General features: G+C 53.4%; 25 protein-coding genes. 13 read left to right on the top strand and 12 right to left on the bottom strand.

What is annotated here, in order from left to right; genetic code table 11:
- Genes ACLHV8_RS09960 through ACLHV8_RS09950 form a run of 3 tightly spaced genes read right to left on the bottom strand, consistent with a single transcriptional unit; the run spans nucleotide 1 to nucleotide 2407 of the window.
- Entirely contained in the window at nucleotides 1-1260 is a 1260-nt protein-coding gene (locus ACLHV8_RS09960) for an NAD(P)/FAD-dependent oxidoreductase (RefSeq protein ID WP_049005997.1), read from the bottom strand.
- Nucleotides 1257-1976, bottom strand: a complete 720-nt coding sequence (locus ACLHV8_RS09955) for an SDR family NAD(P)-dependent oxidoreductase (RefSeq protein WP_049005996.1) — start codon at nucleotides 1974-1976, stop codon at nucleotides 1257-1259. The genes ACLHV8_RS09960 and ACLHV8_RS09955 overlap by 4 nt, the downstream gene beginning before the upstream one ends.
- Nucleotides 1973-2407 (bottom strand): nuclear transport factor 2 family protein, encoded by a 435-nt coding sequence (locus ACLHV8_RS09950; protein WP_028017499.1) that lies wholly within the window; start codon nucleotides 2405-2407, stop codon nucleotides 1973-1975. Before ACLHV8_RS09950 ends, ACLHV8_RS09955 begins: the two co-directional genes overlap by 4 nt.
- A gap of 296 nt (nucleotides 2408-2703) precedes the next feature.
- On the opposite strand from ACLHV8_RS09950, the gene ACLHV8_RS09945 reads away from it, so the two are divergent.
- A complete protein-coding gene (locus tag ACLHV8_RS09945; RefSeq protein ID WP_080351356.1) occupies nucleotides 2704-3246 on the top strand; it encodes a phosphoglycerate mutase family protein in 543 nt (180 codons plus the stop codon).
- A gap of 44 nt (nucleotides 3247-3290) precedes the next feature.
- On the opposite strand, the gene ACLHV8_RS09940 is transcribed toward ACLHV8_RS09945, so the two are convergent.
- Nucleotides 3291-4121 carry an oxidoreductase gene (locus ACLHV8_RS09940; protein WP_208595258.1) on the bottom strand — a complete coding sequence of 277 codons (831 nt, stop codon included), beginning with the start codon at nucleotides 4119-4121 and terminating at the stop codon, nucleotides 3291-3293.
- Between the two features lie 115 nt (nucleotides 4122-4236).
- Nucleotides 4237-5340: an AraC family transcriptional regulator ligand-binding domain-containing protein gene (locus tag ACLHV8_RS09935; RefSeq protein WP_410376874.1), complete on the bottom strand. Its 1104-nt coding sequence runs from the start codon at nucleotides 5338-5340 to the stop codon at nucleotides 4237-4239.
- Between ACLHV8_RS09935 and ACLHV8_RS09930 the strand changes: the two genes are divergently transcribed.
- Entirely contained in the window at nucleotides 5339-6319 is a 981-nt protein-coding gene (locus ACLHV8_RS09930; protein WP_032636617.1) for an IS5-like element IS5 family transposase, read from the top strand. The two genes, ACLHV8_RS09935 and ACLHV8_RS09930, sit on opposite strands and share 2 nt — an antisense overlap.
- Nucleotides 6320-6357: 38 nt before the next feature.
- Here the strand turns inward: ACLHV8_RS09930 and ACLHV8_RS09925 are convergent, their stop codons facing one another.
- Complete coding sequence (locus ACLHV8_RS09925; RefSeq protein WP_410376873.1) at nucleotides 6358-7590, bottom strand: alkene reductase; 1233 nt, start codon at nucleotides 7588-7590, stop codon at nucleotides 6358-6360.
- A 99-nt stretch (nucleotides 7591-7689) separates the two neighbouring features.
- Between ACLHV8_RS09925 and ACLHV8_RS09920 the strand changes: the two genes are divergently transcribed.
- Nucleotides 7690-8601, top strand: coding sequence for a LysR family transcriptional regulator (locus ACLHV8_RS09920; RefSeq protein WP_410376872.1), 912 nt, complete (start codon nucleotides 7690-7692; stop codon nucleotides 8599-8601).
- A gap of 83 nt (nucleotides 8602-8684) precedes the next feature.
- Nucleotides 8685-8999, top strand: a complete 315-nt coding sequence (locus tag ACLHV8_RS09915) for a PTS cellobiose transporter subunit IIB (protein ID WP_337281695.1) — start codon at nucleotides 8685-8687, stop codon at nucleotides 8997-8999.
- 44 nt (nucleotides 9000-9043) lie between these two features.
- Here the strand turns inward: ACLHV8_RS09915 and ACLHV8_RS09910 are convergent, their stop codons facing one another.
- The gene (locus ACLHV8_RS09910) at nucleotides 9044-9412 is read right to left on the bottom strand and encodes a MerR family transcriptional regulator (protein ID WP_410376871.1); all 369 of its coding nucleotides are present in this window, start codon (nucleotides 9410-9412) and stop codon (nucleotides 9044-9046) included.
- 96 nt (nucleotides 9413-9508) lie between these two features.
- Here ACLHV8_RS09910 and ACLHV8_RS09905 point away from each other — a divergent pair, with 96 nt between their 5' ends.
- From ACLHV8_RS09905 to ACLHV8_RS09880, 6 genes are all read left to right on the top strand, one after another.
- The gene (locus tag ACLHV8_RS09905) at nucleotides 9509-10303 is read left to right on the top strand and encodes an SDR family NAD(P)-dependent oxidoreductase (RefSeq protein WP_410376870.1); all 795 of its coding nucleotides are present in this window, start codon (nucleotides 9509-9511) and stop codon (nucleotides 10301-10303) included.
- 209 nt (nucleotides 10304-10512) lie between these two features.
- Nucleotides 10513-11127 (top strand): TetR/AcrR family transcriptional regulator, encoded by a 615-nt coding sequence (locus ACLHV8_RS09900; RefSeq protein ID WP_049006838.1) that lies wholly within the window; start codon nucleotides 10513-10515, stop codon nucleotides 11125-11127.
- A 74-nt stretch (nucleotides 11128-11201) separates the two neighbouring features.
- Nucleotides 11202-12311 (top strand): efflux RND transporter periplasmic adaptor subunit, encoded by a 1110-nt coding sequence (locus ACLHV8_RS09895; RefSeq protein WP_410376869.1) that lies wholly within the window; start codon nucleotides 11202-11204, stop codon nucleotides 12309-12311.
- On the top strand, nucleotides 12308-15397 hold the full coding sequence (locus tag ACLHV8_RS09890; RefSeq protein ID WP_410376868.1) for an efflux RND transporter permease subunit: 3090 nt from the start codon (nucleotides 12308-12310) through the stop codon (nucleotides 15395-15397). Before ACLHV8_RS09895 ends, ACLHV8_RS09890 begins: the two co-directional genes overlap by 4 nt.
- A gap of 34 nt (nucleotides 15398-15431) precedes the next feature.
- Nucleotides 15432-16025 (top strand): TetR/AcrR family transcriptional regulator, encoded by a 594-nt coding sequence (locus tag ACLHV8_RS09885; RefSeq protein WP_049006831.1) that lies wholly within the window; start codon nucleotides 15432-15434, stop codon nucleotides 16023-16025.
- A gap of 73 nt (nucleotides 16026-16098) precedes the next feature.
- Nucleotides 16099-16704, top strand: a complete 606-nt coding sequence (locus ACLHV8_RS09880) for an NAD(P)H-dependent oxidoreductase (protein ID WP_208594996.1) — start codon at nucleotides 16099-16101, stop codon at nucleotides 16702-16704.
- Here ACLHV8_RS09880 and ACLHV8_RS09875 read toward each other — a convergent pair.
- The gene (locus ACLHV8_RS09875; protein WP_208594995.1) at nucleotides 16694-17170 is read right to left on the bottom strand and encodes a WbuC family cupin fold metalloprotein; all 477 of its coding nucleotides are present in this window, start codon (nucleotides 17168-17170) and stop codon (nucleotides 16694-16696) included. The two genes, ACLHV8_RS09880 and ACLHV8_RS09875, sit on opposite strands and share 11 nt — an antisense overlap.
- Nucleotides 17171-17491: 321 nt before the next feature.
- Between ACLHV8_RS09875 and ACLHV8_RS09870 the strand changes: the two genes are divergently transcribed.
- Nucleotides 17492-17962, top strand: a complete 471-nt coding sequence (locus ACLHV8_RS09870) for a hypothetical protein (RefSeq protein WP_129324808.1) — start codon at nucleotides 17492-17494, stop codon at nucleotides 17960-17962.
- A gap of 42 nt (nucleotides 17963-18004) precedes the next feature.
- Here the strand turns inward: ACLHV8_RS09870 and ACLHV8_RS09865 are convergent, their stop codons facing one another.
- Nucleotides 18005-18931 carry a LysR substrate-binding domain-containing protein gene (locus ACLHV8_RS09865; protein ID WP_129324809.1) on the bottom strand — a complete coding sequence of 309 codons (927 nt, stop codon included), beginning with the start codon at nucleotides 18929-18931 and terminating at the stop codon, nucleotides 18005-18007.
- Between the two features lie 40 nt (nucleotides 18932-18971).
- On the bottom strand, nucleotides 18972-19478 hold the full coding sequence (locus ACLHV8_RS09860; protein ID WP_049006818.1) for a MarR family winged helix-turn-helix transcriptional regulator: 507 nt from the start codon (nucleotides 19476-19478) through the stop codon (nucleotides 18972-18974).
- Between the two features lie 130 nt (nucleotides 19479-19608).
- Here ACLHV8_RS09860 and ACLHV8_RS09855 point away from each other — a divergent pair, with 130 nt between their 5' ends.
- Together ACLHV8_RS09855 and ACLHV8_RS09850 are read left to right on the top strand one after the other, a co-directional pair.
- Nucleotides 19609-20769: an MFS transporter gene (locus tag ACLHV8_RS09855; RefSeq protein ID WP_208594994.1), complete on the top strand. Its 1161-nt coding sequence runs from the start codon at nucleotides 19609-19611 to the stop codon at nucleotides 20767-20769.
- Nucleotides 20770-20851: 82 nt separating this feature from the next.
- On the top strand, nucleotides 20852-21289 hold the full coding sequence (locus tag ACLHV8_RS09850; RefSeq protein ID WP_028017524.1) for a glyoxalase/bleomycin resistance/dioxygenase family protein: 438 nt from the start codon (nucleotides 20852-20854) through the stop codon (nucleotides 21287-21289).
- Nucleotides 21290-21570: 281 nt separating this feature from the next.
- Here the strand turns inward: ACLHV8_RS09850 and ACLHV8_RS09845 are convergent.
- Nucleotides 21571-22691 (bottom strand): IS3-like element ISSen4 family transposase gene (locus ACLHV8_RS09845; protein WP_121528277.1). Its coding sequence is split into 2 segments (ribosomal slippage): nucleotides 21571-22433 and nucleotides 22433-22691, totalling 1122 coding nucleotides; the frame shifts between segments, so codons are not numbered across the junction.
- 360 nt (nucleotides 22692-23051) lie between these two features.
- The gene (locus ACLHV8_RS09840; protein ID WP_028017526.1) at nucleotides 23052-23366 is read right to left on the bottom strand and encodes a cupin domain-containing protein; all 315 of its coding nucleotides are present in this window, start codon (nucleotides 23364-23366) and stop codon (nucleotides 23052-23054) included.
- Nucleotides 23367-23389 lie beyond the last annotated feature (23 nt).

Raw genomic sequence — 23389 nt, 5'->3', positions numbered from 1 at the left:
TCAGTTCCCCTCTCCGGACGCTATCGCATTGACCACGTCCAGCGCGCTGCGCACGCCATCTTCATGAAAACCGTTGTACCAGTAGGCCCCGCAAAACCAGCTTCTCTGGTGGCCGTTGATCTCGCCCCGCCGCGCCTGTGCCCGCCAACTTTTCGGGTTAAAAAGCGGATGTTCATAAACAAAACGTTGCAGAACGAAGCGTTCATCCATCGGCGTGTCCGGGTTCAGGGTGACGCAGAACAGCGGGCTACCCACAGGCAACCCCTGCAAAATATTCATGTTGTAGGTAACACAGGCGCTGGCCTGCTCGTGTTCGCTCAGGCGGTAGTTCCAGCTGGCCCATGCCCGCTGCCGAACCGGCAGCCAGCGCGGATCGCCGTGTAAAACGACCTCGTTGCGCTGCCAGCCGATATCGCCCAGCACCTCGCGCTCTGCGGGCGTGGGGTCATCAAGCATCGCCAGGGCACTGTCGGAGTGGCAGGCAAAAATGACCTGGTCGAAGGTATGGCTGGCGTTTTCAAGCTGAAGCGTAACCCCGTGCGCGTGGCGGCTCACCCGCTGCACCGGCACGTTGAGGTGTAGCGTCATGCGGTTGCCCAATTTGTCCAGCATGGCGCGGATATACTCCCGCGAGCCGCCGGGTACCACGTACCACTGCGGGCGATGGGTGATATCCAGCAGGCCATGATGGTGAAAGAAGCGTAAAAAGAGCGGCAAGGGGAAACGCTTCATCTCCTGCAACGACGATGACCAGATGGCGGCCCCCATCGGCAGAATGTAGTGGCGCGCAAAAAACGGCGTGAAGCCGTGCTGCTCCAGAAACGTTTGTAGCGTGGCATTCGGGTCCACCTCCCCAGCCAGCGTCTCTTTCGCCAGCCGATTGAAGCGGACGATCTCCCCGAGCAGCCGCCAGAACGTCGGATTCGCCAGATTTCGACGCTGGGCAAACAGCGATGTCAGGGTGTGTCCGTTGTACTCCAGCCCCGTCGCGGGATTGTGCACCGAAAAGCTCATCTGCGTTTTTTGCCCGCTGATGCCCAGCTCGCTGAGTAGCCCCATAAACCGCGGGTAGGTGCGGTCGTTGTAGACGATAAACCCGGTATCGATCGCGTATGTGCCCTGAGGTGTCGTCACGTCAACCGTTGCGGTATGGCCGCCGGGCGTGGCTCCCGCTTCAAACAGCGTCACCCGATGGTGCCCGGCCAGGCGCCAGGCGCAGGTCAGGCCGGCGATGCCGCTGCCGATAATCGCAATGTTCATGAACGCACCATCCTGCGCAGCAGCGCACGCTGAAGAAACGCAGGCAGTCCGGAGAGTAATCGCATAATCAGGCCGAAACCGTCAGGAAACGCGATATGCATTTTTCCTGCCGCCAGCCCGGTGCGGATCGCCTTAACCGCGTCGTCGACAGTCACCCGGCCAGGCATGACAAAATCATTTTTGCGCGTCAGAGGCGTGTCAACAAAACCCGGAGAAACAACCGTGACAGCAATCCCTTTTGGCTCCCAGTCAAGACGCAAGCTCTCGGCAAACCAGCTCAGCGCCGCTTTGGACGCGCCGTAGGCCTCCGCGCGTGGAAATGGAAGCCAGTGGGCCATCGAGCTCACCAGCACCACACGGTTGCCAACAGCCATCTGCGACTGCAGCACCTCAAGGCAATTCACCGGGCCGATGAAGTTTGTCGCCATAACGCGTTCCACCAGCGCCGCATCTACCTCGCCATGATCGAGGTATTCGCAGGTACCGGCGCAAAGAATGATCAAATCGGCATAGCTGCCGGTCAGGGCCTGGCGACAGGCGTCCCTGTCTGTCATATCGAACAGGCGAACGGTAAGATTGGGGCAACTCTGGTGCAGGGCTTCAAGACGTGCAGGGTCGCGCCCGCAGGCAATCACGTGGTAGCCGTCAGCGGCAAATGATTTCGCCAGCCCGGCGCCAATACCCGAGCTTGCGCCAGTAATGAGCACCGTCTTCATGATTTCACCCTCCGCTTCACGCCGCGTACCGCCCAGCCAAGCAGAGGAAGGTGTTCGTAGAGCATCTCTCCTGCATCGTAGTAATCACGTTGACGTGTGATGAGATGGTTTTCCGTCTCCACTACCGAACACCCCGGCAGTTCGAGCGGCTCTCCACCCGCAATGCGCGGGTGCGACCAGTGCATTACCCAGGTGACCGCAAAGCAGCTTTCGCTGCACAGCGGCGGATCGATAGTGAAACGGCAATCTTCGACATTGGCCAGCAGATGGGTGAAATAGCGCTGAAGCGCAAAAATTCCCTGATGCTCGCCGAACGGATCGATAAGCGTGGCATTTGAATGATAAAGCTCAGCCAGCGCAGAGGGTGGCTGGCTATCCAGTGCGGTGTAGTAATTCACAAAACGACTCACGACAGTGTGCAACGTGCTCATGGGTCACATCCCGGCTGTATATAACGTGGCGTAATCGCATAATTAAAACTTACACAATTGTAGTTATTTGTCCAAGTTTGTGTGGGTATTTTTTTTATATCATTTATATTTCAGTTGGTTAAAACTATACTTCGAATGACTAATGATGTAGGCCGGATAGATGCCTTCCCCCTGCTCGTTATATAGAACGCGTGCTCCCCACTAAAACAAGTGGTAGAACATTTTCGCCAGAACGCGCTAGTCTGCCTGCGGACGAGTGGATGACAGACGATAAGATTTTTATGGAAATTATTTTGATGCGACATGGAAAGCCCAAATACGCAGGCGCGCCAAAAGTGTCGTGCAGGGAAATGCCGGAATGGATCGACAACTATAATCTCTCTTCTACGGGCCGCGATATGCCGCCGGAAATCAGTAAAGTGCTGATTTATCGCGCACTCACCTTCATCAGCAGTCCGCTTCCGAGAGCCCTCTCATCGCTAAAAAAACTGGGGTGTGAACCCGGCTTCATTGATGACGTGTTTCGGGAGGCGGAGCTACCGGTATTCCGTATCCCGGGGTTGCGGTTATCGCCTTTTCATTGGGCAGCGTTATTTCGTGTGCTTTGGCTCTGCGGCCTGTCTGGAGAGGTAGAGTGCGTAAGAATGGCAAAAAGTCGTGCCGTTAAGGCGGCAGAGCTCCTCGTGACGGCGGCTAAGGGCTCCGACGGACCCGTCTTGCTCATGGGACACGGGATCATGAACCGGTTTATTGCAAAAGAACTGATCGCATTAGGCTGGAAAGAACAGACTCGCCCGGGTAAGGGATACTGGGGAGCCGGTGTTTACAGCATTGTGTAGCGGCGCATACGGAGGCCGAGTTTTTTTTATCCTCGGCGCTCGGATCATCGGGTCTGGCTAAGAATAACGCGATCGAACAGACGGTCACCCAACCAGACGCGCATGCGGATGAGCATCTTTGCATACTTGCCGGCAGCATAACGTGTACGTGGATGAGGACTGTTAACGGCGCGGGCAACCACGTCCGCAATCACCTTCGGGTCGCTGCCTCTGCCATTCCCGTAAGCATTTTTGACCGAGTTCGCCACCTTCCCCACCAGATGACCATAAGGGCCACTAGCTGAACGTTTGACAATACTGCCGCTGACCACTTCACCAAAGCCTGTCTCGATTAAACCCGGTTCAACAATCACAACCTTAATTCCATATTCAGCCACTTCAAGACGCAGACAGTCAGACCATCCTTCGAGTGCATGTTTCGTAGCGTGATACCAGGCTCCCAGGGGGGTGTAAATTTTCCCTCCTATTGAAGTGATATTGATAATGTAACCACGGCGTCTGGCGCGCATGGCCGGGAGCAGCAGTTGCGTAAGGCGGGCCGCTCCAAACACGTTCGCCTCAAACTGATAGCGAGCTTCATCAATACCGATCTCTTCTACCGGTCCATAGAGCCCAAAACCCGCATTGTTGACCAGTACGTCAACCCCACCTGTCTGCGACACGATGGTATCTACTGCAGCCAAAATGTCTTCATCACGCGAGATATCCATCCGCAGAGCGCGCGCACCAAGCTGGGCGAGATCGTTCATTTTCTCAACGCTACGGGCAGCAGCGTAAACCTGATAGCCATCCTGAATAAGACGACGGGCGATGACTTTGCCCATACCTGACGATGCACCGGTGACCAGCGCGGTTTTCTTGTCCTGAGTAAACATAAATACCTCGGTGAGTAGACTGTCGTTATTTTGCCCTCCTTAGGCCCTACGTTAACTAGCGTACCGCGCCATATGACTCGCAAACTGCGCCATCGAGCGATAAATATGCACCTGTTTACTCAAGACGCATGGCTGTCCTGGCCGCTTCAGGGGTCTGGCCCGTCCAGGTCATAAATGCGCGATAGAATGAGTTAGGATCTTCAAAGCCAAGCAAAAATGCGATCTCATACCCGGAAAGACGCGTATTACGAAGATAATGACGGGCCAGGTGTTCGCGACAAGCATTAACAAGGTTGCGAAAGTTGCCCCCTTCCTGCTCAAGCCTGCGTTGCAGCGTGCGTTTGCTCATTCCCAGACGCTCCGCCGCTTTTTCAATAGTCGCTTCGTTACCGGGAATAAGTTCCAGGAGTACCGCACGAACGCGCTCGGCGGTTGAAGCCAGTTCATTTAACTGACTGAGACGACGCTGAAGTTCTGGTTCAAATACCTGCCACATCCCCTCATTTGCCGTTAAAAACGGCCGAAGAGCATCAGTCGAGGAAAAGCTGATGGCAGGCTGTTCTCCATATTGCACGTCAGTTCCAAAGAAATGGGAAAAGTGGCTGCTCTGAACCGCTGACGGCAGTGCAGAGACACGGACCTGTAAGGGGTTAACCGGTTCGCGGGTCCCCAGCCGCAGAAGCTTGAGCAGGAAGCCCAGCTCTGCCACCTGCAGAGACGGCGGGATAGCTATCGCATAGAGCCAGCGTGGTGAAACGGTAAGGATGCCGTTTTGTTCCACCGTTGTTTCCAGAACCATGGGTGCAATAAGCTGTTTATATCTGGCCAGACGCTGGACAGCCTGCATCATATTGCTGCTACACAGTGCGGCAAAAAGTGGTGGATCAAACACATCCGCTGAGATCAACTCAATGAGCGGTACGGGAAAGGCAGGATGGTTCGTTTCGGCCTCCAGCGCGCTCCAGAAGCGGATGTATTCATGCGTATCGAGTCCGCGCGCTTTTTGCAAAAAGAGATCGTCAGGTAATCCTGCCCTGCGGAGAATGCGTACTGGCTCAAGCCCCGCGTCTTTCAGCAGCGTTTTCCAGCTTATATCGAGAGCGAAAGTACGGTTATAGGCCATTTGCTCATTTCCGGTGTGAAGGTTAGGGAAGGTGCGAACAAGTCCCTGATATGAGATCATGTTTGTCATCTGGAGCCATGGAACAGGGTTCATCATGAGTCATCAACTTACCTTCGCCGACAGTGAATTCAGCAGTAAGCGCCGTCAGACCAGAAAAGAGATTTTCTTGTCCCGCATGGAGCAGATTCTGCCATGGCAAAACATGGTGGAAGTCATCGAGCCGTTTTACCCCAAGGCTGGTAATGGCCGGCGACCTTATCCGCTGGAAACCATGCTACGCATTCACTGCATGCAGCATTGGTACAACCTGAGCGATGGCGCGATGGAAGATGCTCTGTACGAAATCGCCTCCATGCGCCTGTTTGCCCGATTATCCCTGGATAGCGCCCTGCCGGATCGCACCACCATCATGAATTTCCGCCACCTGCTCGAGCAGCATCAACTGGCCCGTCAATTGTTCAAGACCATCAATCGCTGGCTGGCCGAAGCAGGCGTCATGATGACCCAAGGCACTTTGGTGGATGCCACCATCATTGAGGCACCCAGCTCTACCAAGAACAAAGAGCAGCAACGCGATCCGGAGATGCATCAGACCAAGAAAGGCAATCAGTGGCACTTTGGCATGAAGGCCCACATTGGTGTCGATGCCAAGAGTGGCCTGACCCACAGCCTAGTCACCACCGCGGCCAACGAGCATGACCTCAATCAGCTGGGTAATCTGCTTCATGGAGAGGAGCAATTTGTCTCAGCCGATGCCGGCTACCAAGGAGCGCCACAGCGCGAGGAGCTGGCCGAGGTGGATGTGGACTGGCTGATCGCCGAGCGTCCCGGCAGGGTAAAAACCTTGAAGCAGCATCCGCGCAAGAACAAAACGGCCATCAACATCGAATACATGAAAGCCAGCATCCGTGCCAGGGTGGAGCACCCGTTTCGCATCATCAAGCGGCAGTTCGGCTTCGTGAAAGCCAGATACAAGGGGCTGCTGAAAAACGATAACCAACTGGCGATGTTATTCACCCTGGCCAACCTGTTTCGAGTGGACCAAATGATACGTCAGAGGGAGAGATCTCAGTAAAAACCTGAAATAACGCCAGAAATGGTGGAAAAAATAGCCTAAATAGGCTGATTCGATGTGTTTGCGGGAAAAAAATCGGCCCAGATCCGCGAAATTTTAATCAGCGAGTCAGCTTGGGAAGAAATGACCTGCTTATTCGCACCTTCCTTAGATAACTGCAGATCATTCTCTTGCAGGTTGTATATTGGATAATCGGTATATCCCGTCGCAGTGCCTCCAAACAACGTGGCGGGGTCTCGCACCTGAGCCAGAGGCAACTGGTGCGCCAGCCGGTGAGGTAAATCCGGGTTGGCAATAAATGGTCGTCCGAACGCAATCAAATCGGCATAACCGGCAGCAAGTATTTTTTCCGCTTTATCAAGGTCATAGTTTCCTGCGACGATAAGGGTTCCGCTAAACGTCTCGCGAAGCGATTGACGGAAATGATCAGGCACCTGAGGCGCATCGTCCCAGTCAGCTTCCGCCAGGTGGATGAACGCGATCCCTTTTTGCTCACACCAGGCCGCGAGAGCGAGTATGGCTTCCGTCACCTGCGGATCGTTCATCCCACGTTGGGTAATAAACGGTGAAAGTCGGATGCCCGTATGCTCGGGACCAATAGCCTCCGCAATCGCGTTCAACACGTCCTGGGCAAAGCGGATCCGGTTAGCAAGCGTGCCGCCATACTCATCCGTACGTTTGTTGGAGGTTTGGCGCAGGAACTGGTCGATCAGATAGCCGTTTCCGCCGTGAACCTCTACGCCGTCAAACCCGGCCTGAACAGCATTCAGTGCCGCCTGGCGGTAATCCGCGATGATGCTGTGAATGTCCTTTCGCGAGAGCGTTCTCGGCTGCGGGCAGTCAACCATTTGACCTTCCCCCTGTTCATTCACCACCCACACTTTGGCGTCCGGCGCCAGTGCTGAAGGGGCGACGGGCTTACCGTCCTTGTGAAAACTGGCGTGCGACATTCGGCCGACGTGCCAGAGCTGAGAAAAAATCACCCCACCCGCCTGATGCACAGCGCCCGTCGTGAGTTGCCATCCTGAAACCTGCTCCGGCGAATGGATGCCGGGTGTCCATGAGTATCCCTGGCCCTGAGGCGAGATCTGCGTGGCTTCCGTAATGATTAATCCCGCGCTGGTACGCTGTCGGTAATACTCAGCCATCAGTGAGGTCGGAATATTTCCTGGCTGAAGGGAACGCGCACGGGTCATCGGCGCCATAACGATACGATTTTTGAGGTTTAGCTCACCTAACCTGTAACGTTCAAAAAGTGAAGTACGGTTCATGATTTCATCTCGGGTGGTTTGGATGAAATCACTTTACAGCTCACCTCTTCTTTTGATAATTACAGCAAAAACAGATGCACTTTTCGGAAAAAATGAATAATGGGCAAACTTGAAGACATGGCATTACTGGTTGAAGTTGCCGAGGCGGGTGGTCTTTCCGCCGCCGGACGACGCCTGTCGCTTTCCCCTGCCACCATGACGGCCAGGTTAAAAGCAATTGAAGAGCGTTACCAGACACGCCTGTTCCATCGTTCTACGCGCGCCATTACGCTGACCCGTGCAGGCGAAGAGTTTTACCATGCCGCGCTTCGCGTGCTGGAAGAGATGCATCACGCCGAGTCGTTACTGACGCAAAAAGAAGGTGTACTCAGCGGCAACATTCGCCTTTCTGCCCCCTCTGACTTTGGCAGACAGTATCTTAGCCCCGCCGTTCTTGAATTTTCCCGATGCCATCCTGAAGTGAAATTTTTCATCTACTTAAGGGAGCATGTTGAGGATCTGGTCGCTAACCGGCTGGATATGAGCATTCGCTTCGGCAACCTGCCGGACAGCAGCCTTGTCGTCAGAAATATCCGTCCGAATCATCGGGTGCTGGTCGCCTCCGGGGCGTATCTTAACGATCGCGGTACCCCCTCCACCTTTGCCGATTTAGCCCAGCACCGGTGCCTGGCACTTGAGTCTCAGGGCGTGGTGATGAACGAATGGCGTTTTGAAAGTGAGGGAGAAGAAACCATCGTTCGTATAGAACCTGCCATGGTGTGCGACGACGGAGCATTGCTTCGTCAGTTGGCGCTCAGTGGCGCGGGTATTGCAGGAAAATCGTGGTGGGACGTCAAAGACGATGTTGAGAGCGGTAAGCTCATGGTGCTGTTTGCCGACAGCTTCACCGGGTTTAGCCGTTACGACCGCAAAGATGTCGGGCTGCAGTTTGTTTACCCACAACGCAAATTACAGCCGCTTCAGGTCACGGCATTTAGTCAGTTTTTTCTCGACTGGCTAAAAGAGCATTAATTTGTCGCCGAAATAAGAGACAGCACGCATTTCGGTAACACCCTCAGGACTACCCTAAGAGCGGTTTTCAGGAGGAACAAAACATGAAAAAGCTTCTGATATGTTGTTTGTTTGGTAATACCGCAAACTCGCTCGCCAAAAAGATGCAGTCTCTGGCAGAACGCGAAGGCTATCCGCTGATGATTAGCGCTGTAGGGCTGGATAATTTCGCCAGTGTCGCTCCCGCTTTCGATGGTTTCCTCATTGCGCCGCATATTCAGTACAAACTCGATGAGATAAAAGAAACGGTGGGGAATACCCGTTCAATCGCCATTATTGAGAGTCTTCCCTATGCCTCTCTGGACGCGAGGAAGGTATTGGATTTCGTAAAGGAACAGATGCCTGAACTGGCTGCCTGACATATAAGGCCGCATCGGTTTTTGCGGCCTCCTCTCTCGGTCTATCAAAATTCATCTACGCAAGGTTCGCCAACCTTATTAATGGCGTTAGTTATCCTGGCTCTGAGTTCAATTAACGCCGCTTCTTTCTCTTCCAGCTGCTGCAACTTGCGGCGCAGAGACGCTTTTTTTTGCTCTGCAGTAAATTTGTCATCGACCCAAACAGCTAAAACATCTGATATTTCGGCTAAGGTAAAGCCCAGCATTTTGGCATGCTTGATCATTTTCAATCGCTGTAAATCGACCGAGGAATACACTTTGTAGTTGTTGCTACGATTAGGTTGCGGGATATTCTCTAACAACCCCTGCTTTTCATAGTAACGTACCGTCTCTTTTGACAATCCCGTTTTCTCACACAGTTCGCCAATTCGCATCGCGCCACCCTCACCTTGTAAAAATCACGCTTGACCGTGTACCTAAGTGCACGGTTTATCCTGTGTTGCATCTATCAGGGATACGGGATTTAAAATATGAATTCTTTTGATTATACAGGAAAAACAGCGTTGATTAGCGGGGCGTCATCGGGAATTGGTCGTGATTTCGCCCGGCAACTTGCGAACCGCGGCGTGTCATTGATTCTGATCGCCCGCTCCGAGAAAAAGCTACAGGCACTTGCTACAGAGCTAGTCAAAACGCATGGTGTATCAATCGCTATTATTGTCCAGGACTTAGTGGAACCAGATGCCATTTCTGCCATTACGGAACGGCTGGATAAATTAAGACGTCACCCCGACATTCTGATCAATTGCGCCGGGTTCGCCACCTATGGTCCCTTCGGAAAACTGTCCATCGATCGTCAGCGTGATGAGATAAACGTGAACTGCCTGGTACCCGTGGAACTGACTCACGCGATACTACCCGGAATGCTCAAGAAAGGGTCTGGGGTGATCATCAATGTGGCTTCAACCGCGGCGCTACAACCGGACCCCTACATGGCGATTTATGGCGCAACAAAAGCTTTTTTACTCTTCTTCTCGAGTGCGCTTTGGGCAGAATACCGCACACAGGGTATTCGCATTTTGGCGCTTTGCCCCGGTGCAACGGACACGGCCTTTTTTGATGTGGTCAATGCCGAAGAAGCCTCGGTAGGTAAAAGGATGCCAGTGGATAAAGTCGTTACCCTGGCATTAAGGGCTGTCGATGCTAACCGCAGCTATCTGATTACCGGGTGTGGCAACTGGCTACTGGGGCAGTTACACCGATTCGTAACACGCAAACGTCTGTTGCACATCGTTGAAAAAATATTACGTCCACGCTCTCCTTAAGAAAAATACTCTCGTTTCAGTGCAAAGGAATTGCACTGAAACCCTCACACATCGCCACAGATAGATGCCATCGCGCGCGAAAAACAGTGATACACTTACCCCATCTGGTTGATTGTCCAGTCTGAATGGCTTATGACAAAACAGAAGGTAACCAAAGTATAAAATGGTCACTCGTTGTCAATCAAAGCCCGTCACGCTAAGCTTAAATAATGACTAAAAATATGAACGCCCCATCAACACGTGGTCCCCTTGACCACTCTGTCAGAGAGCAAATCGTCGAAGCGGCTTTTGAGCACTTCGGTCACTACGGCTATGAGAAAACCACCGTCGCCGAACTGGCGAAATCCATCGGTTTTTCAAAGTCCTACATTTATAAGTTTTTCGATTCCAAACAAGCAATTGGTGAAGTGATCTGCGCTAACCGCCTGGAGCTGATTATGGCGGCAGTGCTTTCCGCCATCAATGATGCGCCGTCAGCAAGCGAGAAATTACGTCGTCTTTTCAAAGCGCTCACCGAGGCAGGAAGCGAACTGTTTTTCCACGACCGTAAGCTTTACGACATTGCCGCCGTTGCCGCACGCGAGCAGTGGCCTTCGACAGAAAGGTACGCGGAAAGCCTGATGAAGCTGATCGAGAGCATCATTATAGAAGGCAGGCAGGCCGGCGAGTTCGAAAGAAAAACGCCGCTGGACGAGGTCACCCATGCCATTCACATGGTGATGTGCCCTTACATTAACCCCATTCAGTTGCAGTACAACCTCGAAATGGCCCCCACTGCGGCGGTACTTCTCTCCTCACTGATTTTAAGAAGCCTGGCCCCCTGATTTGTGACCATTGACAATATTGGTCACTAGTCAGAGAATGCGGATACCGTCCTGTTATTCCAAAAAGGTTTCCCATGCTCAGGCTCACTTCAGCCCGCGTTGCCGTTTGTCTCTTGCCGTTTGCCCTTGTGGCGTGCGGCGATATTTCCGCGAGTGATGACCCACGCACCAGGCCACCGCTTGTCAGATCGGCCTCCGTTGAGCTTGCGAACGAGTCTCTCCACGCTTTTACGGGTGTGGTGGTCGCAAGAACACAAAGCGATTTAGGTTTCAGGGTTCAGGGAAAAATCCTCGAACGCCTGGTTGATACGGGACAGAGTGTCAAACAGGGGCAACCCTTACTGCGCCTGGATCCGGTTGACCTGAGATTACAGGCCCAGGCACAGCAACGCGCGGTGGACGCGGCCCAGGCGCGTGCGAGAAAAGCTTCCAGCGATGAGGCGCGTTATCGCGGCCTTGTGGCCTCCGGCGCCGTGTCTGCCTCGGAGTATGACCAGATCAAAGCGGCGGCCGATACGGCCAGGGCCGATCTCAGCGCCGCCCGGGCACAAGCCAACGTAGCGCAAAATGCTACGGGCTATGCCGTTCTGCTGGCGGATTCAGACGGCGTGGTAATGGAGACGCTCGCCGAACCGGGTCAGGTTGTCAGTGCCGGGCAGGTCGTAATCAGGCTCGCCAGAGCAGGACAGCGTGAAGCGCTCGTGCAGCTTCCGGAAACGTTGCGCCCTGCCGTCGGCAGCGCAGCGCAAGCCACACTTTATGGCAATGAAAAACACCCGGTCACCGCGACGCTGCGCCTGCTGTCAGATTCAGCCGACGCCACAACCCGCACCTTTGAAGCACGGTACGTACTGGAAGGTGCAATGGCGAATGCACCGTTAGGGGCTACCGTCACGCTTAACATTCAGGACAATAAAGCGGAAGGTCAGGTCATGCAGGTCCCACTGGCATCGCTCTATGATGCAGGCAAAGGTCCGGGCGTCTGGCGCATTTCCACCCAACCGGAAAAGGTCGCGTGGACGCCCGTCAAAGTACTGAGCGTGGGTGAAGATGCGGTGCAGGTCACAGGTGCTGTGAAGCCCGGCGAGAAGATTGTTGCATTAGGTGCCCACCTTCTGCATGAAGGTGAAATCGTCAGGCTTGCCGTACAACGTAGTGCCGTCCTGGCGGAGAACACGCCATGAGCGAAAATCGCTTCAACCTCTCAGCGCTGGCCGTCCGCGAGCGATCCATCACGCTGTTCCTGATCGTTCTTGTGACAATTGCCGGTATTTACGCCTTTTTTGGGCTCGGACGCGCGGAAGATCCGCCCTTCACGGTGAAACAAATGACGGTGATTGCCGTCTGGCCGGGTGCCACCGCGCAAGAAATCCAGGATCAGGTTGCCGAACCGCTGGAAAAGCGGCTGCAGGAACTTAAGTGGTATGACCGTACGGAGACCTATACCCGTCCTGGTATGGCGTTTATCACGCTATCATTGCAGGACAAGACCCCGCCAACAGAGGTACAGGAGGAGTTCTATCAGGCGCGTAAGAAGCTTGGGGATGAATCCCAACATCTCCCGACGGGTGTCCTTGGCCCGATGTTCAATGACGAATTCTCGGATGTCACCTTCGCCCTCTTTGCCCTGAAAGCGAAAGGCGAGCCACAGCGGCAACTGGTACGTGATGCCGAAGGCCTGCGCCAGCAGCTTCTGCACGTACCTGGCGTGAAGAAAGTGAACATTATTGGTGAACAGGCCGAACGGATTTATATCTCCTTCTCTCATGACCGTCTGGCGACAACGGGGCTCTCGCCACAGGATATTTTCAATGCACTCAACAGCCAGAACGCGTTAACCGCTGCGGGTTCCATTGAGACCCGAGGTGCACAGATTTTTATCCGCCTGGACGGGGCATTCAATGAGTTGCAGAAGATCCGCAATACACCTTTTGTGGCTCAGGGCAAAACGCTCAGGCTGTCCGATGTGGCAACGGTTGAACGCGGCTATGAAGACCCCCCGACGATGCTGATTCGTAATCAGCATGAACCCGCTCTTCTGCTGGGCATTGTGATGCGTGAAGGCTGGAACGGTCTGGCACTGGGTAAAGCGCTGGATGCGGAAACGGCAAAAATAAATGATAGCCTGCCGCTTGGCATGTCCCTGAGCAAAGTCACCGACCAGTCCGTGAATATTCGCTCGTCGGTCGATGAATTCATGATCAAATTCTTCGTCGCCCTGCTTGTGGTCATGGTGGTCTGTTTTGTCAGCATGGGCTGGCGCGTGGGGGTGGTCGTTGCGGCGGCGGTACCGCTGACGCTGGCAGTCGTCTTCGTGGTGATGGAAGCCGCGGGAATAAACTTTGACCGCGTCACCCTGGGCTCCCTGATCCTCGCCCTCGGTCTGCTGGTTGATGATGCCATTATCGCCATCGAAATGATGGTGGTGAAGATGGAGGAAGGTTACGACAGAATTAAAGCTTCCGCCTACGCCTGGAGTCATACCGCCGCGCCGATGCTGGCCGGTACCCTGGTAACGGCCATTGGCTTTATGCCGAACGGTTTTGCCCAGTCGACAGCCGGGGAATACACCAGCAATATGTTCTGGATTGTTGGCCTTGCACTGATCGCGTCGTGGTTTGTCGCCGTGGTGTTCACACCGTATCTGGGTGTGAAGATCCTGCCCAACATCCCCAAAGTGGAAGGGGGTCATGCCGCCATCTATAACACGCCCCGCTATAACCGTTTTCGCCAGCTGCTTGGCCGCGTTATCGCCAGAAAATGGCAGGTGGCAGGTGCTGTTGTCGCCATTTTCATCCTGGCCGTGCTCGGCATGGGGCTGGTAAAAAAACAGTTCTTCCCGACCTCCGATCGCCCGGAAGTGCTGGTTGAGGTACAGATGCCTTACGGTACCTCAATTGCGCAAACCAGCGCCGCAACGGCAAAAATTGAAGCGTGGCTCGGCCAGCAGCCGGAAGCCAAAATTGTCACTGCCTATATTGGTCAGGGCTCGCCCCGTTTTTATCTGGCGATGGCACCCGAGTTGCCCGACCCTTCATTTGCGAAAATCGTGATCCTGACGGACGGTGAAACGTCGCGCGAGGCGCTCAAGTTGCGGCTCAGAGACGCCGTCGCCAACGGGCTTGCGCCTGAAGCGCGCGTGCGGGTGACGCAGCTGGTGTTTGGTCCGTACTCCCCCTTCCCGGTTGCCTGGCGAGTCTCAGGGCCGAATGTTGATCAAGTACGGGACATTGCCGATCGGGTGAAAGCCGTACTCCAGGCCAGCCCGATGATGAGAACCGTCAACACCGACTGGGGATCGCGCGTGCCCGTATTACATTTCACTCTGGATCAGAACCGCCTGCAGGCCACCGGGTTAACCTCCAGCACCGTCGCTCAGCAGCTGCAGTTCCTGCTATCCGGGGTGCCGATTACTTCTGTGCGGGAAGATATTCGTTCGGTTGAAGTCATTGGTCGTGCCGCGGGTGATATCCGTCTTGACCCGGCAAAAATCGAGGGGTTCACCCTTGTCGGCAATGCGGGACAGCGTATTCCGCTGTCTCAAATCGGCAAAATTGAGATCGGCATGGAAGACCCAATACTGCGCCGTCGCGATCGTACCCCCACGATTACCGTGCGGGGCGATATCGCCGACAATCTTCAGCCACCGGATGTGTCTGTCGCCATCATGAAACAGCTCAAGCCGATTGTTGACGCCCTACCGCCTGGATACAGTATCGAGATGGCAGGTTCTATTGAGGAATCGGGGAAGGCGACAAAAGCCATGCTGCCGCTGTTCCCGATCATGATTGCCCTGACGCTTCTCATCATCATTCTGCAGGTGCGTTCACTCTCGGCGATGGTGATGGTGTTCTTAACCGCTCCGCTGGGGCTGATTGGCGTGGTGCCTGTACTGCTGGTTTTCAATCAGCCGTTTGGCATCAATGCGCTGGTCGGATTGATCGCTCTTTCAGGCATTCTTATGCGCAATACGTTGATTCTGATTGGGCAAATCGACCATAACCAGAAAGAAGGTCTCGACCCGTTCCAGGCGGTAGTCGAGGCGACGGTCCAGCGGGCGCGACCGGTATTATTGACCGCGATGGCTGCAGTGCTGGCGTTCATTCCCCTGACGCATTCGGTCTTCTGGGGAACGCTGGCCTATACGCTAATCGGCGGAACGTTAGGGGGAACAATCGTTACGCTCGTGTTCCTGCCTGCAATGTATGCGATCTGGTTCAGGATCCACCCGGTGGAACAACGCGTGCAGCACCCCGCAGAAAACGTGTAAACTACCATCAGTAGATAAAAGTTTTGAGGAAAGCATGGTTGTTAAGCGCTTAAGAAAAGAGGATCGCCGCGTGCAACTGCTGGAGGTTGCGCGTGGTATTGTCCGCCAGCAAGGCACGGAGGCACTGACGCTCGGTTATCTGGCCGAGCGGGCCAACGTGACAAAACCTATCCCCTACGACCACTTTGGCGATCGTGAAGGGTTGCTGATGGCGTTGTACCAGGATTATAGCGATCGGCAACTGGCGAAATTCCGTGAGACGCTGGCGGTCGACAGCAAAACACTGGAAAAGACGATCCGCTTTTTCAGCGCTGCCTATATCGACTGCGCCATTACCGCCGGGCCTGAAACCGGGCCGATCGCCGCGGCACTGTCCGGCTCCCGCGCGTTGCAAACGTTTCGGGAAGCCTGCGTGGCGGAATGTGCCGACTGTCTGCGTACCGCGCTTTCCCCTTTTATCGTTCTGAAAGGTGTCCAGGGCGAAGCGGTACTGACGGCCATCATTGGTGCAGCAGATGCTCTCAGCACGGCCGCAGGTAACGGCGCGCTCGCCCGAAATATTGCAGAAGATATGCTCAGTGGTGCCATGACTGGCGTGCTGGAGACCTACGTGAATAGCACAAAATGATCGCTCGGGGTGGATTGATGCTTAAGTTACCAATGGTAACATAAGCGTCAATTCTTACCCATTCGAGGTCACTATGTCTGCTACAAATGCCATTAATAACGCATTGATCGTGACGGCTCACCCTGTCGACAACTCATTATCCCATTCGCTGGCAACCCATATTGCCGTGAAATTACGCGAGCAAGGTACGCAGGTTGAAATTGCCGATCTGCATGCTGAAGAGTTTAATCCGGCCATGTCTCGTCCCGATCTTGATTTATATCACGGCGATCCCAGCGCCCTTCCCGGCGATATTCTGCGCGAGCAGCAGCGCGTCGAGCGAGCGGATAGGCTGGTGTTTGTCTTCCCGGTGTACTGGTGGTCAGTTCCCGGTCTGTTAAAAGGCTGGTTTGATCGCGTTTTGACGCTGGACTGGGCATATAAGGTGGGAGAAGATGGCCGGATTGTGGGGAATTTGCGTGACGTTCCCGTTCACCTTGTGACAACAGCAGGCACCGATCTCAGCGGATTCGATAAGCATGGCTACACAACGGCGATTCAGACGCAGATAATCGAGGGTATTTTCGGCTTCTGCGGCTTGAAGAACGTCACGCTTGATATTCTTTTCCAGGCGGATACAGCAACACCTTCTCAGGTTGAGGATTTCCTGCAAGGGCTTGTGAGCACCATTACAGCGTAAAACCACCGTCACCCACTTGTACCTGAGCGTACCATTTCATTAGCTCCGCGGTACCTGGCTCGTTTTCAGCAGGTGCCCATGGGGCTGAATCTTGTTCGGCAACAGGCTGGTAGCCACCGTGTTTTACCTCAAAAATGACCCCGCCTTTATCCAGCGATAACACGGCATGCCAGATCCCCGCGTCCATCTCCAGCACCTTGCAATCTTCACCCAGTACAACCCGCTGGGTCACATTACCGTTGTCATCAAAATTCAGTACTAAAAAGCGCCCGCTAAGAGCCGTCAGCAGTTCAAACGTGTGCGGGTGACGATGAGGACGAACATAGGTACCTGGTTCCATGGCAATAGCCAGACGCTGAACCGGATCGCTGAGCTCAGGGTGCAAATTTCGATGAGCGCGTAAGCGAGGGGAATTTGCGGCTTGCTCGCTTTGTTGCTGCAGGTCACTGAACGTAATTTGTTTCATATAAACCTTTGGGAGTGTAGTTAACATACGGCAACCCGATTGCCGCAGCACGTTATACCATTAGAAACAGACAATCAGCTACGGCGATCCTCAATAAATTCACCTCAGAGCCAGCAAAGACCTTAACGCGTCTGCAGGTTCCGAGCCCTGTGTTATGGGTAAAATTCAATGTTGAGTAAAACTCACGCTGAGTCTTACTATTTGTCGTTTTTCAATTTAACCGCACTGAAATATCATTCCCTCAACCTTTTTTATTGCTGTTCGATGAAATGAACATCGAGACGCATACTCTAAATAATAATGAGAGTTGATGAGGAACCTATGACGCTAGAAATTTTATGCCATTTAATGAATATAGTTTTGCCACATAAAAATACCACGACTGAAAATTTACATACGTTTATAAAAATACTTTCAGCTGAGAAAGGAAACTCTGAAGCACTTTCACAATTTATACATCGCCTGCATCTGCTCTCATTCGCCCTTAGCGAGCCTGGCAAAGCTGAGGAGTTGCTTTCTGCGTATTTACCCAAAGAAGACATCCCCCTTCCCCTGCCTGACTTCGCGGAATGGTCCCGGGTGCCTAACACCGCGTCAGATGAAATGCAGGCATCTGAAGCAGTGGATTATTTTCATAAAATGACAGCGGCTGCCAACGTATTACGCACTGCGTTGATCGATGCAGAGCGGGAAAAAGGAGCACCTGCCCTCTACATTCTGGATAAATTGCTCAACCTGAATAGTGCATTGCCGGATAGATATAAGAAAATGGCTAACATCCCCTACGCATAAATAATGCTGACAGACAGGATACTCCGCAGGGAATATCCTGTTTCAGTACGACCTTTTATAATCCCAATCAAGACATACAATATCCAGAGAAGGAACAACCGGAGTATTAAGATTAAGCCAGCCTAACAGGCGTTCGATACTTTGCTTTCTGAGCGAATTTTTCGGCCAGACAATATAGTAGCCCTCTCCTGTTGCGATGGCCTCCCGAAAGGGAAGGACGAGAAGGCCACCCGTCAGGGCTTCTGACGAGAGACGAAGGTCAGTCATAGCGACACCATGACCGTTCATGGCTGCAAGACTTCCCTGTTCAAGGGTATCAAAGACAATCCCGCCACTCACGTCGAGTCCGGGAAATTTCCCCGTCCTTTTCAGCCACCTTCTCCAGTCTCGTCTGTCCGGTGAGGGATGGATAAGATCGCACTGAGGAAGATGATGCCGGGCAGATTCCAGCAAAGAGGGGGCGCAAGCGGGGATAAGCCATTCACTGAAAAGCAACCGGCTCTCTGTGGCTTCACCAAAATACCCATTTCCGAGGAGTATCGCGCAATCGTAAGGCTCGCGAGTGAAATCAACGGTATCAATGTCCATCCAAACACTGGCTATTTCAACTTTGGGTTTCGCATGGCTCTCGCGAAAAGTTCTCAGGGCATCGAGCAACCACCTCATGGTAAGCGAGCTGGGGGCTTTGAGGCGCAGGAGGTGATGTTCACTTCTGAATGCCCGACAGGCCCACTCCATGCTGGCGAAACTTTCGCTGAGTTGCCCGGCAAGAATCCGTCCGGCCTCACTCACCTCGACTCTCGGGCCTTGTCGTTTAAAAAGCTCACAGTCGAACCACAACTCAAGCGTCCGGACATGTCTGCTGACCGCGCCCGGCGTAATATTGAGCGTTTCAGCGGCTTTACTGAATGAGTTCAGCCGTGCGGCCGCTTCAAACGCGCGTAGGGCATACAGTGGTGGTAATGACATCATTCACCTTGTTTTTTGCGATATTCCGGCCAGTGTTCAGTCATTTATCCCCCGACGCCTCCGGAGGAAATGTCAGCAGTAATTCCCTCAGCAGGGATTCAAGCTGCCCGTGTTGTTCGCCCGATAACGGTTTCAGTAGTGCATTCTGTGTTTCTGTATGAACGATCAACGCGCGTTCAATACACTCCTGCCCGTGAGGCGTCAGGCTGACGAGGGTGCTGCGTTTGTCTTCAGGGTCAGCAATCCGCCGGATAAAACCTTGTTGTTCCAGATGATTGAGCCGGTTAGTCATTGCCCCAGAGGTGATCAACAGCGATTTATACAGCTGCGTGGGCGACAGGCAATAGGGCTCACCGGCGCGACGCAACGTGGCAAGCACATCAAATTCGCCCTCGCGAAAACCGAACGACGCCATGGCCTGCGCACGCTTTTTTGCAAGATGCTTCATCAACCTGAGCATGCGGCCAAAAATTTTCATCGATGAGACATCCAGTTCCGGCATGGCACTGCCCCACTGGTCAACAACAAAATCGACATGGTCTTTCATTTTCACCCCTGATAACGCGGGAATTTATCCTGTTGTGCGGTACATCTTACACAAAAAAAGATTTTATCTTAACGTTAAGATAAATGCTTGCGGTGTTTTGCCCTGGCTGCTCACTACCGAAAAGGATCTCATGTTGAAACGCACATCGCCTTTACTCTTTGCCGTTATCGCTTTTATCGTCGGGTTGAACCTGCGCCCTATACTTGCTTCTGTCGGACCGTTGTTTTCAGTACTTCAACGTGAAGTGGGGTTATCAGCCACAGAGTTCAGCCTGCTTACCACGCTACCTGTCGCCATGATGGGGCTGGCGGCATTAAGCGGCCCCTGGCTTTTAGCCAGAGTGGGTGTCGTCCGGGGGATTATGATCGGACTTTTCATCCTGCTCCTGGCCTGTTCATTCCGGGGGATGAGCGCCACGCTGACCGGCCTGATGACCACAGCATTATTGGGCGGGGCCAGCATAGGCATGATCCAGGCGTTAATGCCTGCTCTGATAAAAAGGGAGTATGCACAGACGGCCAGCACGGTGATGTCCCTGTTCAGCACGGGCATTATGGCCGGGGCCGCATTAGCGGCCGCCAGTGCCGAGCCGTTATTTTCATGGCTTGCGCTGAAGCCCGCGCTGGCGATGGCAGGTGTGTTAACGCTGCTTGCGCTGGTACTGTGGCTGGCGTTGGTTAAGCATCATCGCGGGCAAACGCCAGTGCGCGAATCAGTGACTCTCTCCTCTTCCCGTACCGGGCTATTGCTGCTCTTTTTCGGTGTGGGGACGGGAGCCTACACGCTGGTTCTGGCGTGGCTGCCACCGCTCTATATTCAGGCGGGATGGAGCGCACGCAGCAGCGGTTATATGCTGGCCTGGCTAACATTAACCGAAGTTGTCGCAGGGTTTGTTGTCTCTGCGCTAATTGGTAAATTCCCCGACCGTCGCGTTCCGCTGATTACTGTTCTGCTGTTGCTGCTGGCGGGGTTAATGTGTCTGGTCTTTTCGCCAGGAACCACGCCCGTAATATCAACCTTACTGCTTGGCACAGGTATCGGCGCCCTCTTCCCGCTGTCGCTCATCGTCACATTCGATCACGCACAAACACCTGCCCAGGCAGGGAAATTACTTTCGAAAGTGCAAGGCGGCGGGTACATGATTGCGGCACTCATGCCATTAATTGCGGGGATCGTTCGCGACAATGCGGTTTCACTGACCAGCGCCTGGCTGGTAATGAGCGCCGGTGTCGTGCTGTTGATCGTCATCGCCCTTACGTTTAAACCCGTGGCGGCATGCCCGATACGGTAAATGAGATACCAGAATTGAGGGTAGTGTTAATGCCAGCCATACTTTAAATTCAGCATTAATTTCAGGCAATCCAGGGGGTGCTATGTCGCAGATTTTACCGGGAGTTGACGTGTTATTTATCGCGGGTTTCGGACCCATTTCGCGAAATACAGAGTCCAGTTACGGGTTTTATGTCGAGACGCTCGGATTGCCGCTAAAGCCGATGGAAGGTAATAGCGACTATCTTCTTGCCGAAGAAGGTCTTTTGCAGGGGGTTAAACATTTTGCCGTCTGGCCGCTTTCGCAGGCTGCCACGTCATGTTTTGGCCAGGAGCAGTGGCCAGCCGATCATCCGATACCTCAGGGATGGATTGAATACGAGGTGCAGGATCTCGCTTCTGCTACCCGTATCCTGAGGGATAAAGGTTATCGCCTGCTTGTGGCTAACCGTACTGAACCGTGGGGGCAAACCGTCACTCGCCTGCTTAGTCCGGAAGGTTTGTTGACCGGGCTGACGATCACACCGTGGCTACGGGGGTAAACGGTGTCCGCGTCCGGCACGAAGCAGACCTGCATGAGTAAATGTGGGGGTATTCTTTGAGCGAGGAGCGGACGTTGCAACCTGGATCTAAACGCGCTTCGACTCAGGCGTTCCCTGATGGAATACCAATTGCCATTGGCCATTTCCATTCATTTCCCAGCATGAAGAACGAAGAGAGGCATTACTACCATCTGGATCAAAAGTCCTATAATGCAATATTGCGAAATTATTTCTAACGATGATAAGTCTAAATGACCTGCCCCCACGATTAGATACAACACTCAGTTAGTAACGTCGGAATCTTCATTCTCAGAATGACCCTTTCTCCAGCCCGCTGCAAATTCAGACGGTGTCTGATAATTCAGCGTGGAGTGCGGGCGGCATTCGTTATAATCCTGCCGCCAGTCATTAATAATTTTCCTGGCATGAACGATATCGCTGAACCAGTGCTCATTCAAACATTCATCGCGAAATCGTCCGTTAAAGCTCTCAATAAATCCGTTCTGCGTTGGCTTGCCCGGCTGGATTAAGCGCAACTCAACACCATGCTCAAAGGCCCATTGATCCAGTGCACGGCAAGTGAACTCCGGCCCCTGGTCAGTTCTTATCGTCGCCGGATAGCCTCGAAACAGTGCAATGCTGTCCAGAATACGCGTGACCTGAACGCCTGAAATCCCAAAGGCAACAGTGACCGTCAGGCATTCCTTTGTGAAATCATCGACGCAGGTAAGACACTTGATCCTGCGACCGGTGGAAAGTGCGTCCATGACGAAATCCATCGACCAGGTCAGATTGGGCGCCGCCGGACGGAGCAGCGGCAGACGTTCTGTTGCCAGCCCTTTACGACGTCTTCTGCGTTTTACGCCCAGGCCACTGAGGTGATAAAGCCGGTACACGCGCTTATGATTAACATGAAGCCCTTCACGGCGCAGCAACTGCCAAATACGACGGTAGCCAAAACGCCTGCGCTCCAGTGCCAGCTCAGTGATGCGCCCTGATAAATGCGCATCAGCAGCCGGACGGTGAGCCTCATAGCGGCAGGTCGACAGGGATAAACCTGTAAGCCTGCAGGCACGACGTTGCGACAGACCGGTCGCATCACACATCAACATCACGGCTTCCCGCTTCTGGTCTGTCGTCAGTACTTTCGCCCAAGAGCCACCTGAAGCGCCTCTTTATCCAGCATGGCTTCGGCAAGCAGCTTCTTGAGTCTGGCGTTCTCTTCCTCAAGCGACTTCAGGCGCTTAACTTCAGGCACCGCCATACCGCCATACTTCTTACGCCAGGTGTAAAACGTGGCATCGGAAATGGCATGCTTGCGGCAGAGTTCACGGGCGGGTACCCCAGCTTCGGCTTCGCGGAGAATACTGATGATCTGTTCGTCGGAAAAACGCTTCTTCATGGGGATGTCCTCATGTGGCTTATGAAGACATTACTAACATCGGGGTGTACTAATCAACGGGGAGCAGGTCATAAATTCGTCACTGTGTATTATTGAACCGCCAACTTCAGTAGAAAGTGCCTCTATTGTTTCTGCCCGATCAACTAACATGCCAGATCGCGTTATCTCTCGAAATTCCTCATGAAGTATCTGTTCAAGCCATTTCCGATCGTTCCGCTTGTTATTATGAAGAGAGCATTCGAGACGTTTAAGTTTCTCAAGGAGCATAGTATTGTCCTGATTACATAGGGTCATTAATTTTTAGGACAATCAACGCTGGAAAGCCACGTCCGCCTTTGGCACTGAGCTGACATACTATCGTCAAGCAACGTCCGTTTCTGGTAAATCAATGATAACCAGTGTGCCAAAACTGCCGGGTTCTACCGTATGAGGAATACCCGCTTTCGCGACATAAAGCTGGCCGGACGTAACAGAGATTTTGTTTCCTTTCACACTCAGCTCCAGACGTCCATCAATAACCAGTAACCCCTCGTCGTACGCATGTACCTCTTCAATGACTGAGCGTTCATCCATGCGTAAAACTTTGAGATTTGCGGTGCCAATGCGGCCTAATACAGTAGAGTGCCAGCTCTCAGGTAATGCAATTGCTTCGGCTCGAAGGTCATAAAGCGTCATAATGTCACTCCTTTTTATGTTCG

Origin of the sequence: Enterobacter sp. CPE_E863 (assembly GCF_046521465.1) — a bacterium.
Taxonomy (GTDB): domain Bacteria; phylum Pseudomonadota; class Gammaproteobacteria; order Enterobacterales; family Enterobacteriaceae; genus Enterobacter; species Enterobacter adelaidei.
The sequence above is the reverse complement of the archived record's forward strand: the minus strand, read 5'-3'. Positions and strand labels throughout refer to the sequence as shown.